This window comes from Seohaeicola saemankumensis (genome assembly GCF_021021435.1).
Lineage (GTDB): Bacteria > Pseudomonadota > Alphaproteobacteria > Rhodobacterales > Rhodobacteraceae > Seohaeicola.
Map to the genome: position 1 here is coordinate 1 of NZ_JAINWI010000025.1, position 19,250 is coordinate 19,250.

Genomic DNA, 19,250 nt, shown 5'->3' on the forward strand with positions numbered 1-19,250 from the left:
CTTTGTCATAGGGCTCATCCTTTGAGTGTTTTACTCTCCGGTAAACCCGGGGCGGTTCACTTCGACAAGGCTCAGGCCAACCGTGCAGCAAGATAGGCGGCGGCCTTGCGCGGCGTCGCGAGTTCGCCGTAGTCCGCCTCGGGAATGTCCGTTCCCAGCCGCTTGTGCAGCGCCGCCACAAGCGCGACGATATCCATTGAATCGAGGTCGAGGTCGTCCTGAAGGTGATCGTCGGCACCGACTGTTCCGGCCTCGAGGTCGGGGGCGATACGGATGAGTTCCTCGATGAACAGGCTCTGAAGCTCGTTGGGGATCATGGTGTGGCGCTCCGTGCCGGGGTATCCTCGGTCTCGAGGGTGGAGGTGTCGCCCTCCGGCAGCCCCAGTTCGCGAGCTTTCAGAAGCCGGCGCATAATCTTGCCCGAACGCGTCTTTGGCAGGCTAGCGATGAAGGCGATTTCGCGCGGGGCAACCGCAGGACCCAGCCGCTTCCGCGCCAGACCGCGGATTTCCCGTTCCAGTTCCTGGCTTGGAGTGTATCCTGGGTTCAGTGCAACATAGGCACGCACTATCTCGCCCGCGGTCTCGTCCGGCAGGCCAATGGCTGCAGCCTCCGCCACTGCCGGGTGCTCGATCAGCGCGTTTTCCACCTCGAACGGACCGATGAGGTGACCCGCCGACTTGATGAGGTCGTCGGCCCGGCCGACGAACCAGAAGTAGCCGTCGGCGTCGCGCGTCACGAGATCGCCCGACAGATACCATCCATCCTCGAACGCCTTCCTGTAGCGTGCTTCCTCGCCCAGGTAGCCGCGCATCATCGAGGGCCAGCCGGCACGCAGCGCGAGTTCTCCGGTCTGGCCCGGGCCGCACTCGCGCAGGCTGCCGTCGGCATCGCGGGCAAGCACGCCCGCCTCGACCCCTGGCATGGCGCGGCCCATGGCGCCCGGCCGGATATCCATTGCTGCGGTGTTTGCGATCATGATTGCACCGGTTTCGGTCTGCCACCATGTGTCGTGGAACGGCATGCCGAAGACCTTCTGGCCCCAGAGCACGCCCTCGGGGTTCAACGGCTCGCCCACGCTGGCCATGTGCCGCAGCCTCGGATAGCTTCGCCCCTCGACCGCCTCGGGCCCTGCGCGCATCAGCCTGCGGATCGCTGTGGGCGCAGTGTACCAAACCTCGACCGACTCGTCAGCGAGGATGTCGAGCCAGCGCCCAGTGTCGAACTCGGCCTCGTCCACGATCATCGTCGCGCCATTCACCAGCGGCGAGATCAATCCGTAAGAGGTGCCGGTCACCCAACCCGGATCTGCGGTGCACCAGTAGATGATGCCAGGTCCGAGCTCGAGAGCATAGCGTCCGGTGACGGCATGGGCGAGCACGGCCTGATGGACGTGCAGCACGCCCTTAGGCCGACCCGTGGTACCAGAGGTGAAATGGATGAGGGCCACGTCGTCTGGCCGTGAGGGTGAGCAACCCTCCATGGGTTCAACCGCAGCCATTTCTTCTGACCACGACAGGCAACCATCGGGGGCCTCCCCGTCCAAGACGATCACCGCTTTCAGTGACGCAAGCTCCCCGCGCCAGTCCGCCACCTTGCGTTGGTAGAGCGCGGCGGTCGTCACAAGCACGTCAGCGGCACCGATCTCCATGCGCATCCGGATTGGTTCCGGGCCGAAGGCAGCAAAAAGGGGCGTGACCGTGAGCCCCGCCTTCAAAGCGCCAAGCGCGGCAACGTAGAGTTCCGGCACCCGCCCGGCGAGCAAGAAGAGGTGCGCACCCGGCTGCAAGCCGTGGTGGTGCAGGAGGCCCGCGAAGCGCGCCGTCTCCTGCGCTAAGTCGCCGTAGGTTAGGTCACGCCGGGCGCCGTCGCGTCCGAGCCATCGGATAGCAACGCGGTCGCGCGCAGCGCCCTGCGCGTGCCGGTCTACCGCCTCGTGCGCGATGTTGAGCCCGCCTTCGGACAGCCCGTCGAGCGCGGTGGCGGCCGCATCCCATGTGAACGCTGCACGGTCGGCCTCGGAAAGCTGCGCGGCCCGCCTGTTTGCCTCGGACTTGCGTATCAACTCATGCTGCATGGCACCTCCATATCGCCCAATGATGAACCGTTCGCGGGAAGTGGTCATTGACGGCAGACAACGAACTTTGCGTCTCGGTCAGGCACGGACCGCCGCTCACGCCGCGGGATTGCGCGCCGTCAATGCAGCGATGTGATTCTCGGCGCAGTTTGCTGAAGTGGACGGGCATGGACAGCTCGTTCAAGGACCGCGTGGCACGCCGCGCGACATTGGGAGGAGACACATGGCACGCGATACAACCCATCCGCCGCAGCAGACAGAGGATCGTCCGGCCTCCACCTCGCGTCGCGGCTTTCTACAACTCGCAGCCGCGACCGGCGCGGCGATCTCGGTTGGCCGGAGCGCCAAGGCACTGACCGACCTACCCTATCCGGCGGGCGACCTGACCGACGAGAAACTAGTGGACATGTATAGGACGATTCTGCGCATCCGCTGGCACGAGCGGACCCAAGCCGACGAAATGCTCAGCAATCCAGATTATCGGGGTTACAACCATTTCTATGCTGGTCAAGAGGCCGTGGCGACAGGCGTCTGCGCCAACCTACGCAACTCCGGCCCGCGCAACCAACTCGATCTTGTCTATTCCTCGCATCGCCCCTCGGGTCACGCGATCGCCAAGGGCGTGGATATTCCGAAAATGGTGGCCGAGATGGACTTTCGCGCAACCGGCATGAATGGCGGGTACGGGGCGGAGATGCACATCGCTGATCCCGACGTGGGATTTGCCGGTGCCGATGGCATGATCGGCCCCGCGCCAGTGATCGCCAGCGGATCGGCCTTCGCCTTCCGCGCACGCGGCTCGGATCAGGTCGCGGTGGTCTTCGCCGGTGACGGGAACTACGCGGCGCCGCATTTCCACTCCACGCTCAACAACGCGAAGATCCTCGACCTGCCGCTGATCTACGTGTGCGAGAACAACCTCTATCACCAGTACGCGCATTATTCGCTATCCTGTCCGCATGAGGACATCGCGACGGCCGCTGCGGCTTACGGCATCCCGGCGGTGACGGTCGACGGGCAGAACGTGGTCGAGGTCTACAACGTGGCCAAAGAGGCGGTGGACCGGGCTCGCGCTGGCGGGGGGCCGACCTTCATCGAGGCCAAAACCTACCGCTACTACAACCACTGGGGCGCCCCCGGCGCCACAGCGGGCGAACTCGGCGCCTTCGGCTACGACCCGCTCGCCATCACCCACTTCCGCCCCGAGAAGGAGGTTCGCGCGTGGATGCAACGCGATCCCGTTGACATCGCGCGGCGGATCCTCGTGGAGTGGGGCATCGTGGATGCCGCCCGCGCGGCCGAGATCGAGGAAGAGGTCAAGGCCGAGATCGCCGCCGCTTTCGAATGGGGCCTTTCGCAGCCCTTCTGCACACCCGAGGACGGCCTTAAGCACGTTTTCGCCGAGGGCACTGTGCCTGCACGTCAGTTCGGCTGACGCACGGCGCACAATCGAGAGGATAAGACAATGGCAATCAAGAGTTGGATGTATTCGGTGCTGGAAGCTGTCCAGCACGAGATGCGCGAGGACCCTGCGATGACCTGGATCTTCGAGTTGACTCCGCCGGTGGCCTCCAACCCTGGCAAGCCGGTGATCAACCTGGAGACCGAATTCGGTCGCAAACGTGTGGTCAATACCGGGATCGACGAGAGCTGGATGGCCTCGGCGGTGATCGGTGCCGGCCTCGCGGGTTCGAAATCGGCGACCTACATCCCTTATCAGGGCGCCTGCATGCCCTTCCAGGTGATCCAGAACGTCGCCGGCAAGCTGCGCCACAAGACAGGCGGGCGTGCCGCAGTGCCCGTGGTCTGGATCATCGAGATGACGGGCCAGACCCCCGGCTTCGGCGGGCAGCATTCCTGCTACGAGGAGGACAGCTACTACATGCATATCCCCGGTGTGCGGACCGTGGTGCCCTCCACGCCCTACGACGCCAAGGGGATGATGCATGCCGCGCTCCGCTCGCCCGACCCAGTGGTCTATCTCTACCCCGCCGGTCTGCGGACACTGACCGAGGAGGTGCCGGACGAGGCCTACGAGGTCCCGCTCGACAAGGCCGCGGTTCGGATGGAAGGCAGCGACCTGACGATCGTGAGTTCGGGCGCGGGCATGCCCGGCGTGCTCGAGGCAGCCGAGAGGCTCACCGGCGAGGGCGCGAGCGTCGAGGTCATCGACCTGCGCGCGCTGAACCAGATGGATACCGAGACCATCGTGAACTCGGTGGCCAAGACGAAGCGCCTGCTGACTGTTGACCAGTCGTACTACACGCTCTGTCCCGGTGCGGAGGTCATCGCCCGGGCGGTGGAAAACGTCGACGGCGTGCGGGTCAAACGTGTTGCCTTCCCCGATGCGCCGCCGCCGGCCTCTCCGGAGATGTTCCTGTGGATGCGGCCGGGTCCAGACAACATCGTGGAGGCGGCCCGTGCGCTCCTCTGAGCCGCTGGTGCAGGACTCCGCGCCGACCATCGCCTGCTCCTCCTGCGGCATGGCTGGGCTGACCGAGAGGCGGGTCCAGCTTGCCCTCTGGCAGGAGGAGCGCCTCGTCGTCGTGGAGGATGTCCCCGCGCTCGTTTGCCGCGGCTGTGGCGAGCGCTTCTACGACGACGAAACGACGATGCGCCTCGACATGCTGCGCGGCACGGGCTTTCCTCCCGGCGAGGCGGGACAAGAGATGACGGTGGCCGTGTATCGCCTTCCCGGTCAGAAGGTATCGCGCCGTGGCTGAACTTCGCGGAATCGCTCTCGTCGTCCTGCTGGCAGGCGCGGCAGTGGCCCAGCATGACGCATTCGACTTCATGCCGCCAGGCGGGCGGGACATCCTTGGAACGCTTGCCGCCGGCGACGCCGGGACCCTCGCCGAGGCCGCCGCCCGCGCCGGCGATCGCGCCGGGTGGGCGGATTGGGTCAGAACCAAGGCGCCGGACATGGATGAAAAGGCGGTGGAGACCTTCGCGGCCTACGCCGCGCTGAACCTACCGGTGGCAAACGATGTCTTGACACAGTTTGCGGAGGACCGCGACCTCTTGCTTCTGCCGCCGGACGGAAAACAGCTAGCGATACAGCAATGTCAGTTCTGCCATTCGATGTTTTCTGGCTACCTGATGCACGACCGCGACGAGGCAGGTTGGCGGAGTACCTTCAAGGCGCCCTTCCACCTTGAGATCCCGATGACCGAGACCGAACGTGACACGTTTTCCGCGTACTCGGCCATCAACATGCCGATGAGAATGCTGGACGTGCCGCCGGAACTGCGGTTCTGAGCGACGCAGGGAGAGACGCAATGAGAACACCTTTAATCGCCGTCACCGCTGTCGCCCTAGCCGGGCTGGCTGTCGCGCAGGAGGATGACGTCTTCGCCTTCATTCCTGATGGCGGGCGCACGATCCTTGAGCGGCTCCATCATCAGGGAATTCCCGGGGAACTGGCCGCAGCCATGGCGTCGCAGCAAGCTACGGTCGAGGAATGGAAGGCACAGTTGTCCGGGGCTGGCCTAGACCAATGGGATGCGGCAACGCTGGCCGAGTATCTGGAGGCCTACGCGCCCCTCGATCCGGGAGGTGATTTGCCCCAGGACGGTCGCGACCTCGCCCTCGCGAATTGCCAGTTCTGCCATATCATAACGGTCACCGTGACGCAGGACCGGACGCGTGAGGCGTGGCTCGGGACACTGAATTCGCCAAGCCATGTCGAGATAGACCTGGACCAGACAGAGCGAGAGTTGCTGGCGGACTACCTGGTTCTTAACGCTGGCATCCCTATCGACCAGATTCCACCGGAACTGCGCGCCGGGGGCGCCTCCTACTAAGCCGGGGTCGCCCCATGCTCTTCAACTCTCTCGACTACCTGCTCTTCCTACCGGCTGTGGCGATTTTGTTCCACGTCGTTCCGCAGCGCTCGCGCCTGCCAGTAATGCTGACCGCGAGCCTCATGTTCTACGCCTCCTACGGACTGGGCCACCTCGTCGGCCTCGGCGCCGTAGCGGTGATCGCGCTCGCCGCGGGGCGTTTCCTGTTGCGCCCGGAGGCGGCATTCCACCACGCGGCTTTCTGGGGTGGAACGACAGCCATCCTCGGGCTGATGTACGTCCTGAAGTACCACGATCCGATCGCCGCTGTCTTCCCGCTGGTCCCTGTGACAGGCTTCGCCGCGCCAGCGGGCTTCTCCTTCTACGCCTTCACCGCCATCGCGCTGTTGGCCGACCGGTACCGCCAGCCGGTCGAGAGCCAAGCGAGTCCGGGCGCCGATATGCTCTTTCTAGCCTGGTTCCCCAAGATCCTCGCCGGCCCGATCGAACGGATTCGCCCCTTCAACGCGGAGCTCAAGTCTACGCCGCGCCTCGATCTGGCACTGCTCGCTTCGGCGGGGCAGCTCATCTTGTGGGGGCTGGTGAAGAAGGTCGTCGTAGCTGACAACCTCGCGCCCTTCGTCGATCGAACCTACGCCAGCCCCGACTACGCGGTGCCAATGGAGCTGATCCTCGCCACCTATTTCTTTGCCTTCCAGATCTACTGCGACTTCTCGGGCTACACCGACATCGCTCGCGGCAGTTCGCGGCTCTTTGGGATCGAGCTCAACGAGAATTTCCGCCGCTCCTACTTCGCCACCTCCATCGGTGAGTTCTGGTCGCGGCGCTGGCACATTTCGCTGTCGGAGTGGTTCCGCGACTTTGTCTACTATCCGGTCGTCCACGAAAGTGATTCGGTGATCAGGATGTATGCCGGCCTGATGTTGGTCTTTCTGGTGAGCGGGCTCTGGCATGCGGGCCTCGGCTACGGTTTCGGCTGGGGCTTCATCGTCTGGGGTGCACTCAATGGCCTGTTTCTGTGGGGCGAGCGCAGCATGCGACCCTTGCGGCGCCGGATCAGCCACCGCTGGAAGGGGACATGGAAGGGCCGGCTCTACGGCCTGCTAGCAGGCCTAGTCGTCTTTCACCTGATCCTGGTGAGCTGGATCTTCTTCCGCGCGGCGGAGATAGACGCGGCGCTGACCATCCTCGGGCGAATCTGGTCCTTCCTGCCCGCCCTTCCGTCACTCGTCGGCAGCTATCCGTTCACGGTCGAGCACGGATTTCTTACCGCACTGATCGCCGGTCTGTTCGCGATCGAGACGACGCAGGAGGTGCCGGGCTTGCGGGGTCGAATCCGTTCCGCACCACGTGCGGTGATATGGGCGGGATGGTATGCGGCGGGTTTCGTGCTGATCTTTCTGGGCAGATGGCAGGGCGAGGCCTTTGTTTACATGCAGTTCTGAGAGAGCGATGACAGTAGAGACCAAAGCAACAACGGACCGGCCTAGCTGGGGGCGCGCGGCGGCCTTCGTCGGGATCTTTTTCCTGCTCTACGTAGTCTGCGCCGTCGTGGCCGAGTTCCGCGTTGGCCGCGGCGCGCAGCAAAGCGCGTTCCAGACGCTGCTTGCGGCGCGCGGCCAGCAGGTCGACTGGATCGTGCTCGGAGCAAGCCATGCCCTACCGCTTGCCTATGGCGACGTGCCTCAACGGGTCGAGGCGGCCACCGGGGAGACAATGCTGGTGCTGGCCGAGCTTGGCGCGGGACCGGTCTATGCACGCTTCGTCGCGCAGCAGGCGCTGCAGGACGTGAGGCCGCGGCGGGTGCTTTACGTGCTCGACACCTTCGCCTTTCAAGCGCGGGAGTGGAACGCGGGCCGTGTCGAGGACCGCACCCTTCTCCGTACTACGCCGCTTCGTGCGTCTACTGCCGTGCGTATGGCCGGGATGGTGGTCGAGCAGGGGGTCGATCCCCGCGCGATGGCTGATTACCTCACGGCGTTCTCGAAACTCAATCCGCCCCGGCGCTTCGAGACCGACGGATGGGAGGGGGCGGCAGCCTTTGACCGCGTCGCGCGCCCTTCGCGCGACGCGGTGGCGAGCCGGATCGACTACCTCTACCCTGAAGGGACGAGGATGCAGGCGGCCGGCCCCGCCCTTTACGCATTCGAGCGCCTCATCGACGAGATGCAGGAGGCAGACGCCGAGGTCGTTGCCCTGCGCTTACCACTCCCTGAGCATTTCCGTACGGCTTTGCCGGACAGCGACGCGCTCTTCGCAGCGCTGGAGGACATCATGACCGCGCGAGGCGTACGCTACCACGACCTGTCGGAGGCACTGAACGACCCCACACTCTATTTCGATACCGATCACCTGAACCGGTCAGGGGTTGATGCGCTCTGGCGCGACTACCTAGGCGACATAATTAAAGCCGCCAACCCCGGTGAGCGCTAACGTAACATAAAGTTGCGTCTGCATGAGTCTTCACTTCATTCGGTAGCTAGGAGAGCAAATCATTTGCGCAGTGGCAAACGTGCTGTCCGTAGCAATTCATAGGATAGAGAGAAATTTGTCTGGGGCTACGGAAGGGGATCTTCTAGCTTTTTGATCCCGGGTTTTGATGGTGCGATCCATTCGATGGGATGGAGGGACGCCTTCCGGCGTCATGCGCTTCTGCCGCTGGACGACTGCTTCTAAGCTTTGCAGCCTACAATCTCGCACCGTACGAGTGCATCTGCAAGATCGGGACTTCAGAGCCGGATCGATTCATCCTCGATCCGATCAATCAGATGCCAGGACTGAACAACTATGAACGGCACCGCTGGACTTTCCCGTCTTTCGCTGCGCGGTCACCAATGGCCGGTATTCAGCGTTTTGCAGTCCGCTCGAAATCATCGGCAAACCGGTAACGGACCACTAATTTCCCTCCGCGCGACCAGCAGAATTTAGGTGATCAAGCGATGTAGCTCGGTCGTTTGAGGCCAACATGGCTACACCCTAAAAGGACGGATTTTTGGATTTGCTGATAGAGCTACAAATACTGTGTCAGTTTCGTAAAAGCACCGCACTAATTTTGATCTATCGCATTAGGGTAGACGGAGAACTTCGTTAGGCTTTTCGGGAGAAGCAGCCAAGGGAAAATAGGACGGTGTCTGACACGCTCAAAAAGGATCACAATGCAGTCTCGAACTGGCACGCTGAATCTGTCACCGCCGCCATGGACGGGCTCGACGTGACCGAGTACGGGCTAACGGATGTTGAAGCCACAGCACGATTGGTCCGTTTCGGCCGCAATGAACTGCCTGACCAAAAGCGGGCGGGCCCCCTCAGGCGGTTTCTCGCGCAGTTCAACAATCTGCTGATCTACGTCCTTATCGGCGCTGCCGTGGTTACCGGTGTTTTGGGTTATACCAAGGACACGCTTGTGATCCTCGCGGTCGTCTTTGTGAATGCTGCCATCGGTTTCGTTCAAGAAGGTCGCGCGGAGTCCGCGATCGCGGCGCTCCATCAAATGCTGGCGCCGATGGCGTCGGTTCTGCGTGGAGAACGCCGCTGCAGGGTCGATGCCGCCGATCTTGTTCCGGGCGACATCATCCTTATCGAAGCCGGCGACAAGGTCCCGGCGGATGCCCGTCTGATCGACGCCGCCGCATTGAAGGTACAGGAAGCGATCCTTTCTGGAGAATCCGTGCCGGTCGACAAGTCGGTTGAACCGGTTGCCCCCGATGCCAACCTCGGCGACCGTACGTCGATGATCTACAGCGGGACGTTGGTTGTGTACGGGCAGGGTCGTGCCGTTGTTACCGCGACAGGGGCAGAAGCTGAAATTGGTCGGATCAGTGGCCTTCTCGCAGGTGTCGAGGAACTGACCACGCCGCTTCTGAAGAAGATGGACGTGTTTGCCCGCTGGATCACGGCACTGATCCTGAGCGCCGCCGCCCTTTTGCTGGTCTACGGCTTCTTCGTACAGAACCTGCCGTTCGAGGCGCTTTTCATGATCGTCGTCAGCCTGTCAGTGGCCGCGATCCCGGAGGGGCTTCCGGCCGTCCTGACGATCACGTTGGCAATTGGCGTGCGCAAAATGTCAGCGCGCCATGCGATCGTGCGCCGTTTGCCGGCAATTGAGACCCTAGGGGCGCTGACCGTGATCTGCACCGACAAGACCGGCACCCTGACCCGCAACGAGATGATGGTCGCATCGATCTCCGCCAATGGCCGTCGCTTTTCGGTGGAGGGCGAGGGGTATCGACCGAATGGGCGGATCGTGGCTGAAGATGACGGCGAGACCGGCGAACTCGGGCCGTTGATCGCGACTGCAACGCTTTGCAACGATGCCGCTATTGCAGACGGACCGGACGGCGTTCCCACAGCTAGTGGCGATCCGATGGAGGCGGCGCTGCTGGTTCTGGCCGACAAGGCCGGGACACCGCATGACGCATTGCGGGCGGCGTGGACACGGCAAGCGGTGCTACCGTTCGACGCGGCACATCGCTACATGGCGACGCAGGCGACATTGGACGTAGGTGCGGACGACGCCTCGATCCATGTCAAAGGTGCGCCTGAAGCGGTGTTTGACTTATGCGCCCGTCAGGCGGAGAACGGTGGGGAGGCACCGCTCGACAGGGCCTTTTGGGAGGCAGAGACGGACCGCATTGCCGCACTCGGCCAGCGGGTGATAGCGCTTGCGACCAAACCCGCTCCGAAGACAACGGTGCGTCTGGATCATTCGAACCTCTCAAAGGGGCTGGTGCTGCTCGGGCTGGTCGGGCTGATCGATCCACCGCGCACCGAGGCCATTGCAGCGGTTGCCGACTGCCAAGGTGCCGGGATTGCCGTCAAGATGATCACGGGCGATCATGCTGCGACAGCTGCGGCTATCGCCGCGAAAGTCGGGCTGCCGAACCCCGAGCGTGTTCTCACCGGGCGGGACATTGATGGGTTCGATGACGCGACGCTGTTGCAGGAGGCGGATAAGACAAATGTCTTCGCGCGGACGACACCGGAACACAAGCTGCGTCTGGTTTCGGCTTTGCAGGCTCGGGGGCATATCGTTGCGATGACCGGCGATGGGGTCAACGACACCCCCGCACTGAAACGCGCCGACGCCGGGGTGGCGATGGGCATCACCGGGTCTGACGCGGCCAAGGAGGTGGCTGATCTGATCTTGACAGACGACAATTTCGTTTCGATCGCGGCTGCCGTGCGTGAAGGGCGTACGGCCTACGACAATATCCGCAAGGTGATCAGCTGGACGCTGCCGACCAACGCCGGCGAGGCCGGCATCATCATCCTCGCATTGGTGTTTGGTTTGGTCATCCCCCTGTCGGCGTTGCAGATTCTCTGGATCAACCTGATCACCGCCGGCTCGCTCGGCGTGGCCCTCGCGTTCGAACGGTCGGAAGAGGCGATCATGCACCAGCCGCCGCTCCCTGTCGGCGCGCCGATACTGGATCGCGTTCTGATCTGGCATATCGCCTTGGTTACTATGATCTTCCTCGCGGCAATTTACGGGATTTTCAATTACGCAATGGACCGTGGCTACAGCCTCGAACTTGCGCGCACGCTGACCGTGAACATGTTGATCATCCTCGAAATATTCCACCTCTTCTACATTCGAAACATCCACACCACATCACTGACATGGGAAGCGATACGCGGAACGCCGGTGGTTTGGGTTTGCATTTTGATAGTCGTCGGCGGCCAGTTGCTGTTCACCTACGCCCCCTTCATGCAGGAAATATTCGACACGCGACCGGTCACGCTGGCAGATGGCGCAATACTGATTGGCGTCGGGGCCGCGTTCTTGGCGATCGTAGAGATGGAGAAGCAGTTGCGGCTTCGGTTGAACGCGTCGACTGTGCGCAGGTCATGAAACAGTCGTTTAGTAGCGATACCTGAAACTGAAAACGGCCCATTTTCATGCCCTGATAGGCCATGCGCGCGTATCCACAGAGGATCAAACCCCCCTGCCCCAGTTTGAGGCCCTGCAAACTGCGGGCTGCGCCGATATCTTCAGGGAGCATGCCTCGGGCGGCAATCGTTCGCGGCCGATGCTGGCGCGGGTACTGGAACATATCGGCAAAGGCGACACGCTGGTGGTCGTGCGCATCGACCGTCTGGCGCGGTCGCTGTCGCATCTTCTCGAGGTGATCGAGATACTGGAAGCTAAGGGTGCGTTCTTCCATTCGATCAAAGATCCTATCGACACCGGATCCCCGCAAGGCAAGTTTACACTACTGCTTCTGGGCGCTGCGGCCGAGTTTGAGCGCGCCCTGAAAACCGATGTGCGTGACGAGTTCCTGCCCGCAGAGGTGCTGGACCGAACCGGACGCCGCAAAGCATACGATCGCCTGCCTTCGATTGTCGCCGCAATTATAGGCGCAGATCCCGGCATCACGCTACAGGCGATTTGTGATCGGCTGGAAGCCATGCGCGAAGGGACACCGCGTGGACGCTCCAGTTGGCAGCCTTTCTCCGTGAGGATGATGCTGGAAAGGGCGGAGCGCCCTGGATTGTTGGGGTGAGCGTGGTGCAAGGCTTGTTCGTGACTTCAGGTTAATTCTCGGAGTGGGCGATAATGTTAGCCGCACAGTAATACAACCTTGCAAATCCTCCACCGCATGGAATATTTGCAAGGTATGTACACGCGCCAAACTTATCAACTTGTGCAATCCGCGCTGGCAAACCAAGCCGCTGTTGTGCTGCTTGGTCCCCGGCAGGTCGGGAAAACCACGCTTGCTCTGGAGATCGCTTCGGAGCAACCATCGGTATATCTTGATCTTGAACGTGACGCGGACAGGCAGATCCTGACCGAACCAGATCTCTATCTGGATGAGCAAGTGGGAAAACTCGTCATTCTCGACGAAGTGCAGCAGATGCCTGACCTCTTCAAGAGCCTGCGCGGTCAGATCGACCAGCGCAGGCGGGCCGGGTTTCGTACGGGGCAGTTCCTGCTCTTAGGATCAGCCTCCAATGTTCTCCTGCAACAATCAGCAGAGTCCCTCGCGGGACGTGTCCGGTATATTGAAATGCCCCCTTTGCAACTTACCGAGGTTGGGGCTGACCAGCTGCTTGCACTCTGGTTGCGTGGCGGATTTCCTGACAGCTTCCTAGCCGCCAACGATCAGGCCAGCATGGAGTGGCGTCTGGATTTCTTGCGCACCTATCTGGAGCGTGACATCCCTGCCCTCGGACCGCGTATTCCGGCCGCAACCTTGCGGCGCTTTTGGTCCATGTTGGCGCATGTGCAAGGCGGCCTGCTGAATGCTGCTGCCCTTGCTGAAGGGCTCGGAGTATCCGGACAAACGATTGGACGCTATCTCGACCTGCTTGTCGATCTGATGCTGGTCCGGCGGCTGCAACCCTGGCATGAGAATGTCGGCAAGCGCCTGGTGAAATCACCAAAGGTCTATGTGCGCGACAGCGGGATAGTGCACGCCCTGTTGAGTCTTGGATCGACCGAAAGCTTGCTTGGGCATCCCGCTGTCGGCGGCAGCTGGGAGGGGTTTTGCATCGAAACCCTTCTTGCAGCAGCGCCCGTCGGCACCGAATCCTTCTTCTATCGCACCTCTGCCGGGGCCGAACTTGATCTGGTTCTGCGTTTGCCGGGTGGTGACATTTGGGCTGTCGAAATCAAGCGTACGACTGCGCCGAAAGTTTCTCGTGGTTTCCACACCGGGGCAGAAGACGTCAAAGCCAACCGGAAACTGCTGATCTACGCCGGAAACCGTGATGTCCCAGTGGCGGGAGACATCCGAGCAATACCCCTCGAACAGGGAATTGGGCTGTTGAGGGCGCTTTAGTGCCGTGCTGGCTTTTCCCGTTGCGCGCCTGCGCGAGCTTAAAGAGTTTTCCTTTTCAAGATCAGATTCAGCAGAAATTCCAATTTTCTTTGGTAGTTTTCTAAACCGCCGGACATCTCCCGATGCGGCCAGGTTGCATGGAATGCATGTCGCAGCGATTGCGCCATCTACAACGGCTGCGGCTCATCTTCCTCCCCTACCCTTCTCGTTGGCGCTTCGCATTCAGCTTGGTCTGGCCTTGATCGACCGCGCCGCCACCCTTCTGGCTGCGTCAAATTCCCAAGCGTTGGCAACGAAACTGCCGAAGCCTTCGGCTCAATCTCCAGCTTGACCTCCGATCTGGAAATCATCATCGAACCCGTCGTAAGGCAGAACAGGAATGCCTGTGGCGGTTCTTTTCACGCTGAGCATCCGCGATCACACCCTTGGCACCAAGCCGGGCAAGACTGCGAACCCGTGCTGCCTGCCGGTGCAGATGTCATCCCCTGCTGTCAGAAAAAAGCAGCACGAAACATTCTGGCTTGATCGGTTTCGCCCTGATCGGCCGACCCGAACTCCAATCTTGAACGCGTTCAAGATTGGAGTTTCCAGAGCCATATATACCCATAATAAGCGCCTGAAACTTATAGGCGCGTGGTATCTTTATCTTTTGCTCGGAACCGTGCTACCATAGACATAGAATCGAGTCGAACTCGGACCCACCGAAGTCAGGGCCTACAAATGAGCGGTAGTCTAGAACAGTTTTTGACGGATCTGTCACGTGGGCTTGAGCGCACGATGGTGGCTGTGAACAAAGAACTCACCTTGCGTCAGCGCATCAAGCGAGCTTGGTCCATGCGCCAGTGCGCAAGGTTTCTTAATGTGAGTATTCAGTACCTCACCAAGTTCGCCAATTCGAGTGATGATTTTCCCGCAGGCGAGTATGTTGGAAGAGAGCGCGTTTTCACTTTGTCCGAATTAATGCACATGCGGGCCCTTCTCGCGGCCTCGGCAAAGCGGCCGTACGACTACCTGGCCTGGCGAAAACCTGACGCGCCTTTGCCTGTTATCTCGTTTGCAAGCCAGAAAGGCGGGACTGCAAAGAGTCTAAGCGCCGCGCATTTCGCCCAGTATCTCAGCTTGCACTACGGCATGCGTGTCGGTGTCATGGATGCTGATCCGCAAAGTACTATAACGCTCTACTTCGTCGGTGGAGAGGGCCTTCCCCAAATGCCCGACGAAAACACCGCCTCCATGGTGGACTTTGCTGGTCTCTTTCAGTCGGACGACGCGCCATACACCGACCATGATGCGCAAAAGCTCGACAGCTTTCTTCTCAAGACCTCCTGGCCAGGCTTGCGTCTGCTGCCAGCTCACGGCGAAACATCCGAGGGTGAGATCCAGATCGCGCGTCTTGTCCGCGAAGCGCCTGCCGGAAAGAGTTTTTACCGCTATCTACGCGATTCCATCGACCGCTGGAAGGCAGGCCACCCACCGAAAACGCTACCCAACGAATTGGTAGTCGATGGCAAGGTCGATCAGAAACGGCTCGACACTGCGCTGACCGAGACCCTAGATGTCATCATCATAGACTATCAACCCGCGCTCACACTATTCCAGTTGAATAACGTGATTGCTTCGACTTCGCTGGTCATACCGCAAACCATGAAGGGGTTTGACATCGCGACGCTGTCAACCTTTGTCACTGGCCTGCTCGGGATGCTTCAGCACATCCTGGCCCATGAAAGGATCGAGATCGGAACCGGTGCGAACATGCTGTTGCCAACGATCGTTCAACGGTCCAATGCGCAGGACCTGAACCACATCGGAAACCTTCTGGAACATTGCCCCACAGAGATTTTGCCGGTGTTTTATCTGCGTTCTGACGCAATCTCGAATGCATCGGACGTTTACCAGTCGGTATACGAATACGAGCCGGACACACCGGGAAAGCGCAAGGGGATCAACCGGTTTATCACGAATGCCGATGCCGTGAACGACGCCATAGTATCGCGCCTCTGGCCGGGACTCGAACGTGGCTACGCCAATACTTGGATGGACGAATTCTATGAAGATGACGGCGAGGGTGAAGCATGAAACGCAGTATTCCAAGATCGCTGGTCAGCAAGGCTACCAATCACGATACAAACAAAGAACGTGCGAGCGGTTCCGAAGGCATACCAGAATCCAGTGATGTTGTTTCAACTCCTTTCAAGGGAGCAGGCAGTGCCTGGAAATCTGGAGCGCTTGCGCAGTCGCAGGCTGCAGTGGAGCGAAGCAGAGCCGAGCTTTGTTCGGATATCCTCAACGGTCGCCACGAGATAAGCCTGTCGCCAGATCAAATCTCCGATCCGATGGGAACTGACCGCCGGCAAGACTGGATGTCTCAGGAAGCCTTCCGGTCTCTGGTAAACAGCATCGCTTCGAACGGGCAGGACACACCCATTCTCGTGTGGCCGGAGGATCCGGGTTGGCAGCCGGACCCGCTGGACCCGTCGAATATCGCTGGGGTTCCATTCGTAATGCTGACAGGACGCCGCCGACTGGCCGCCGCGTCAGAACTCGGTTTACCTCTTCGTGCAATCCTTGCCCCGCCCGACGCGCGAAACGCCGAAAACAGCAAGTTTGAGATGTTGTTTCTACGGTTCCGCGAAAATGAGGAGCGTGAAAATCTTAGCCCATTTGAGCGATTGGTTTCGATTGGTGAAATGTATGAGACGCTGGCATCTGGCGAAGAGAAACCAACAGCTGTGGCCTTCGCCAAGAAAATTGGTGTGCACGAGAGCCTCGTCTCGCGAGCGCGGTCCGTTTTCGCTGCGCAGGATCAAATCTTGAACACGTTCAAGAACGTCTACGACATGAGCTTTCGCGATTTACAGGGTGCCTTGGCGAGCTTGGAGAGAACGAACAAAACCAAGCCAAAACCAAAGGCAAAGTCACTAAAACTCACCGTGAAGCGCAAGGTGGGTAACCGGAATCTTTCGGTCACTTCCGTCGATGGAAACTTATCAATCAAGGTTGCGGGAGTACCAATTGACCAAGAGCGTCTCGAAAAGCTTGGAGACTTAGTCGCAAGCTATTTGAACGTCGCAGACACCGAGAAGGATACCGCCTGAAGACAGCGTCGGAGAAATATCCTGCAGGACGATGAGGCAAGGAGCAAAAAGGAACGACAAGTGAATTAACGGCAAAAGAAAAGCCCCCAAGCGGTGTGGCCTGAGAGCTGATCTAATGGTTTGGTCGCCTTCAAGATAAGTCTCACAGGGTTCACTGTCAACGACGAACGCTTTCGAGCGAACGGCTTTCTTTTGCCTCCACATAACCGGAGGTGAGAAACAGGCATGAAACATACAGGTTGGCGCAAGCCGACACCGGGTCTTGGGGTTGCTGAGCAACTTGCACAAGCCGGTGAACGGGTAGCGATACCCAAAACACGCGCATTTGTCGCGCTCAAACGCGTTGGGGCGCATATCGGCCTGAAAGCCGGCGACATGGTGCTTCTAGACACTTTGGGTGCGTTCACGCAGGCCCAGGACTGGGAGGAGGGGCAGCGTCCAATCGTTTGGGCCTCGAACGCCTATCTCATGGGACAGACGGGGTTCTCACTCTCAGCGCTTAAACGCCATTCCCGGCGACTAGCCGAGATCGGTGTGATTTCCTTTCAGGACAGCCCCAATGGAAAGCGCTGGGGCCGCAGGAACGTTGAGGGGCGCATCATAGAGGCCTATGGCTTCGATCTGTCGCCAATGGCCGCCCGTGCCCTTGAGTTCGAAGAACTCCATGCCAAACTATTGGCAGAGCGCGAGCGATGCCAGCGCCTGAAACGTGAGATCACCGTCGCACGCCGTATGATCCGCGCGCGGATCGAAGCCGCTATCACCAGCGCGCTGCGAGGGCCCTGGGCTCAGTTCACTTCTCTCTTCGACGAGCTTTTGCATCGACTCCCAAACCGAAGTGAACCCTCGGAAAAGCTTACGCAATTGCTGGACTGGTTCAAAGAACTACAAGAGCAGGTCGAAGCGGCGTATCTCAACGCAACCGAGGTTGTTCAAACTGTGGAAAACAAGTTTGAAACCAAGGCAAAAGAATCCAGAAAACCTCTCGAAATGGACCCCAGGGAGGTCAATTTTGAACCTCATATACTAATTACTAATCAACTTGATTATGTAATGAGTAATTCCTCCACAACGAAAATAGTCGACGCGCTGGTGCCTGGTTCTCAACTCGGAGATCAGGTTGATAAAGACCTCGAAAAATGGGGTTCCGAGATGCGCAGCAAGCCCACCGTACTGAATTTGCCAACCGTCTTGCAAGCCTGTCCCGAATTTGCATCTTGGGCTCGCGATATGGGTGGGTTTCTACAAGACTGGGGAGACCTGCACCGGGTTGCAGGACAACTACGGCCAATGATCGGGGTGTCAGAACATGCCTGGAACGTAGCCCAGGACCGCTTGGGAAAACAGGTAGCAACAGCAGCTTTCGCGCTTGTCTTCGAAAAACACAGTGCAGGCGAAGTTGCTTCTCCCGGCGGCTATCTGCGCGGTATGATCAACAAGGCCGGGTGTGGAGAATTGCACCTCGAACGTAGCTTCTACGGCAGACTCAACGGGCAGGCCGCTTGATAGGGCAGGGGATCACGAACCGCGCGCATGGGGTGGCTAGAAAACGATGCCGTCCGGTCTTGGCATTTAGAGTGAGAAGCGTGCAACATGTGCCTTGGCCTTGGCATAAGACTCGAGCGTGCCTGCCAACGGAACAAGCGCACTTGAACCGGCTAAAATGGATGGCGGGCTCCAGCCCGTCACTCCCATCCTTTTCGGATATCTCGCAAAGCGTATCTTATTAAGTTCGTAAATGTGTACTTATTGGACATAAGTATGAGCGGAAAGGCCAGGCGGTTATTGTGCCATTTACCGGCATAAAGCGCCGCCATGAGTAGCGTTGGGAGCCAACTACTAGCACAGAACGGTCCCATCAACAACACGTCTACGATACCCCAGTTGCTTGGCTGCTTCACCCCTGCTAGTTCTGAAACCCTTGAAGATGTTGCTTTTTTGTCCGACGCCACGCTGAACTACCCGCAAGTTGTGTTGGACACGAAGCGGTTCCCCAAGTCCTGTAGTGAGAGCGACTAGCGCTGCGCTGGCGGAAATGGATGCGGTTGATCGAGACGGTACTGTTTCCCAGCGCCCCGCCGGTATCTCGAAAGAATCCCGCGCGCGTGGTGGGGCAGGGGGCCTTGGTCCATCTTTTGAGCAACGAAATCTCAACCGATCTGGACGGGCAGACGTTTGAGGTGGGCAAGGTCATAGCAGGCTGGATGTCCCGGACAGGATACGCCATCGCTTAAGGGAAATTATAAAACGGCGTGGGATCGCTGGAATGGGATGCCGCGCATCACGCAAGTCACGCCATAATCCATCTTGCAAACATTATAGGCTGTTAAATCGTTCCTTTACAAAACGGAGGCACCGGAAATACCGGAGCCTCCGAGTCGTCGCCCACAGGGAGGATGCAGAGGACAAATTAAAAAAAAGACTAGTGTGAGGCCATGCTGCTTCTTGTCATGGTTCCTGCTTTGAAACGGCTGATTTCCGGTTGCACCCCCAG

16 protein-coding genes and 1 pseudogene are annotated in these 19,250 nt (G+C 60.0%); 15 read left to right on the top strand and 2 right to left on the bottom strand.

What is annotated here, in order from left to right; all coding sequences use genetic code 11:
• Positions 1 to 71 precede the first annotated feature (71 nt).
• Positions 72 to 317 (bottom strand): phosphopantetheine-binding protein, encoded by a 246-nt coding sequence (locus tag K7H22_RS18535; RefSeq protein WP_230802327.1) that lies wholly within the window; start codon positions 315 to 317, stop codon positions 72 to 74.
• Positions 314 to 2,077, bottom strand: a complete 1,764-nt coding sequence (gene acsA, locus K7H22_RS18540; RefSeq protein WP_230802328.1) for an acetate--CoA ligase — start codon at positions 2,075 to 2,077, stop codon at positions 314 to 316. Before acsA ends, K7H22_RS18535 begins: the two co-directional genes overlap by 4 nt.
• Positions 2,078 to 2,300: 223 nt before the next feature.
• Here acsA and K7H22_RS18545 point away from each other — a divergent pair, with 223 nt between their 5' ends.
• The 15 genes and pseudogenes from K7H22_RS18545 to repC all read left to right on the top strand — a co-directional run bounded on the left by K7H22_RS18545 (position 2,301) and on the right by repC (position 18,262).
• Entirely contained in the window at positions 2,301 to 3,512 is a 1,212-nt protein-coding gene (locus K7H22_RS18545) for a thiamine pyrophosphate-dependent dehydrogenase E1 component subunit alpha (RefSeq protein ID WP_230802329.1), read from the top strand.
• A 30-nt stretch (positions 3,513 to 3,542) separates the two neighbouring features.
• A complete protein-coding gene (locus K7H22_RS18550) occupies positions 3,543 to 4,511 on the top strand; it encodes an alpha-ketoacid dehydrogenase subunit beta (RefSeq protein WP_230802330.1) in 969 nt (322 codons plus the stop codon).
• Complete coding sequence (locus tag K7H22_RS18555; protein ID WP_230802331.1) at positions 4,498 to 4,800, top strand: type II toxin-antitoxin system MqsA family antitoxin; 303 nt, start codon at positions 4,498 to 4,500, stop codon at positions 4,798 to 4,800. The genes K7H22_RS18550 and K7H22_RS18555 overlap by 14 nt, the downstream gene beginning before the upstream one ends.
• Positions 4,793 to 5,335, top strand: a complete 543-nt coding sequence (locus tag K7H22_RS18560) for a hypothetical protein (protein ID WP_230802332.1) — start codon at positions 4,793 to 4,795, stop codon at positions 5,333 to 5,335. The genes K7H22_RS18555 and K7H22_RS18560 overlap by 8 nt, the downstream gene beginning before the upstream one ends.
• Positions 5,336 to 5,355: 20 nt before the next feature.
• Positions 5,356 to 5,880: a hypothetical protein gene (locus K7H22_RS18565; RefSeq protein ID WP_230802333.1), complete on the top strand. Its 525-nt coding sequence runs from the start codon at positions 5,356 to 5,358 to the stop codon at positions 5,878 to 5,880.
• 14 nt (positions 5,881 to 5,894) lie between these two features.
• Positions 5,895 to 7,325 (top strand): MBOAT family O-acyltransferase, encoded by a 1,431-nt coding sequence (locus tag K7H22_RS18570; protein WP_230802334.1) that lies wholly within the window; start codon positions 5,895 to 5,897, stop codon positions 7,323 to 7,325.
• Positions 7,326 to 7,332: 7 nt separating this feature from the next.
• Positions 7,333 to 8,313, top strand: a complete 981-nt coding sequence (locus tag K7H22_RS18575; RefSeq protein WP_230802335.1) for a hypothetical protein — start codon at positions 7,333 to 7,335, stop codon at positions 8,311 to 8,313.
• A 198-nt stretch (positions 8,314 to 8,511) separates the two neighbouring features.
• Positions 8,512 to 8,613 (top strand): annotated as a pseudogene (locus K7H22_RS20280) (IS481 family transposase); the annotation flags it as partial.
• Between the two features lie 394 nt (positions 8,614 to 9,007).
• A complete protein-coding gene (locus tag K7H22_RS18580) occupies positions 9,008 to 11,731 on the top strand; it encodes an HAD-IC family P-type ATPase (protein ID WP_330165866.1) in 2,724 nt (907 codons plus the stop codon).
• Between the two features lie 52 nt (positions 11,732 to 11,783).
• On the top strand, positions 11,784 to 12,383 hold the full coding sequence (locus K7H22_RS18585) for a recombinase family protein (protein WP_230802360.1): 600 nt from the start codon (positions 11,784 to 11,786) through the stop codon (positions 12,381 to 12,383).
• A gap of 114 nt (positions 12,384 to 12,497) precedes the next feature.
• On the top strand, positions 12,498 to 13,661 hold the full coding sequence (locus K7H22_RS18590; protein WP_230802336.1) for an ATP-binding protein: 1,164 nt from the start codon (positions 12,498 to 12,500) through the stop codon (positions 13,659 to 13,661).
• Positions 13,662 to 13,665: 4 nt separating this feature from the next.
• Entirely contained in the window at positions 13,666 to 13,992 is a 327-nt protein-coding gene (locus K7H22_RS18595; protein WP_230802337.1) for a hypothetical protein, read from the top strand.
• 389 nt (positions 13,993 to 14,381) lie between these two features.
• Positions 14,382 to 15,737 (top strand): ParA family protein, encoded by a 1,356-nt coding sequence (locus K7H22_RS18600; protein ID WP_230802338.1) that lies wholly within the window; start codon positions 14,382 to 14,384, stop codon positions 15,735 to 15,737.
• Positions 15,734 to 16,756 carry a ParB N-terminal domain-containing protein gene (locus tag K7H22_RS18605; protein ID WP_230802339.1) on the top strand — a complete coding sequence of 341 codons (1,023 nt, stop codon included), beginning with the start codon at positions 15,734 to 15,736 and terminating at the stop codon, positions 16,754 to 16,756. The genes K7H22_RS18600 and K7H22_RS18605 overlap by 4 nt, the downstream gene beginning before the upstream one ends.
• 225 nt (positions 16,757 to 16,981) lie before the next feature.
• Positions 16,982 to 18,262, top strand: coding sequence for a plasmid replication protein RepC (gene repC, locus K7H22_RS18610; RefSeq protein ID WP_230802340.1), 1,281 nt, complete (start codon positions 16,982 to 16,984; stop codon positions 18,260 to 18,262).
• Positions 18,263 to 19,250 lie beyond the last annotated feature (988 nt).

Bases quoted from the DNA above. Each gene is read 5' to 3' on its own strand.
- K7H22_RS18535 (WP_230802327.1), bottom strand. From the start codon at position 317: ATGATCCCCAACGAGCTTCAGAGCCTGTTCATCGAGGAACTCATCCGT.
- acsA (WP_230802328.1), bottom strand. From the start codon at position 2,077: ATGCAGCATGAGTTGATACGCAAGTCCGAGGCAAACAGGCGGGCCGCG.
- K7H22_RS18545 (WP_230802329.1), top strand. From the start codon at position 2,301: ATGGCACGCGATACAACCCATCCGCCGCAGCAGACAGAGGATCGTCCG.
- K7H22_RS18550 (WP_230802330.1), top strand. From the start codon at position 3,543: ATGGCAATCAAGAGTTGGATGTATTCGGTGCTGGAAGCTGTCCAGCAC.
- K7H22_RS18565 (WP_230802333.1), top strand. From the start codon at position 5,356: ATGAGAACACCTTTAATCGCCGTCACCGCTGTCGCCCTAGCCGGGCTG.
- K7H22_RS18570 (WP_230802334.1), top strand. From the start codon at position 5,895: ATGCTCTTCAACTCTCTCGACTACCTGCTCTTCCTACCGGCTGTGGCG.
- K7H22_RS18575 (WP_230802335.1), top strand. From the start codon at position 7,333: ATGACAGTAGAGACCAAAGCAACAACGGACCGGCCTAGCTGGGGGCGC.
- K7H22_RS18590 (WP_230802336.1), top strand. From the start codon at position 12,498: ATGTACACGCGCCAAACTTATCAACTTGTGCAATCCGCGCTGGCAAAC.
- K7H22_RS18600 (WP_230802338.1), top strand. From the start codon at position 14,382: ATGAGCGGTAGTCTAGAACAGTTTTTGACGGATCTGTCACGTGGGCTT.
- K7H22_RS18605 (WP_230802339.1), top strand. From the start codon at position 15,734: ATGAAACGCAGTATTCCAAGATCGCTGGTCAGCAAGGCTACCAATCAC.
- repC (WP_230802340.1), top strand. From the start codon at position 16,982: ATGAAACATACAGGTTGGCGCAAGCCGACACCGGGTCTTGGGGTTGCT.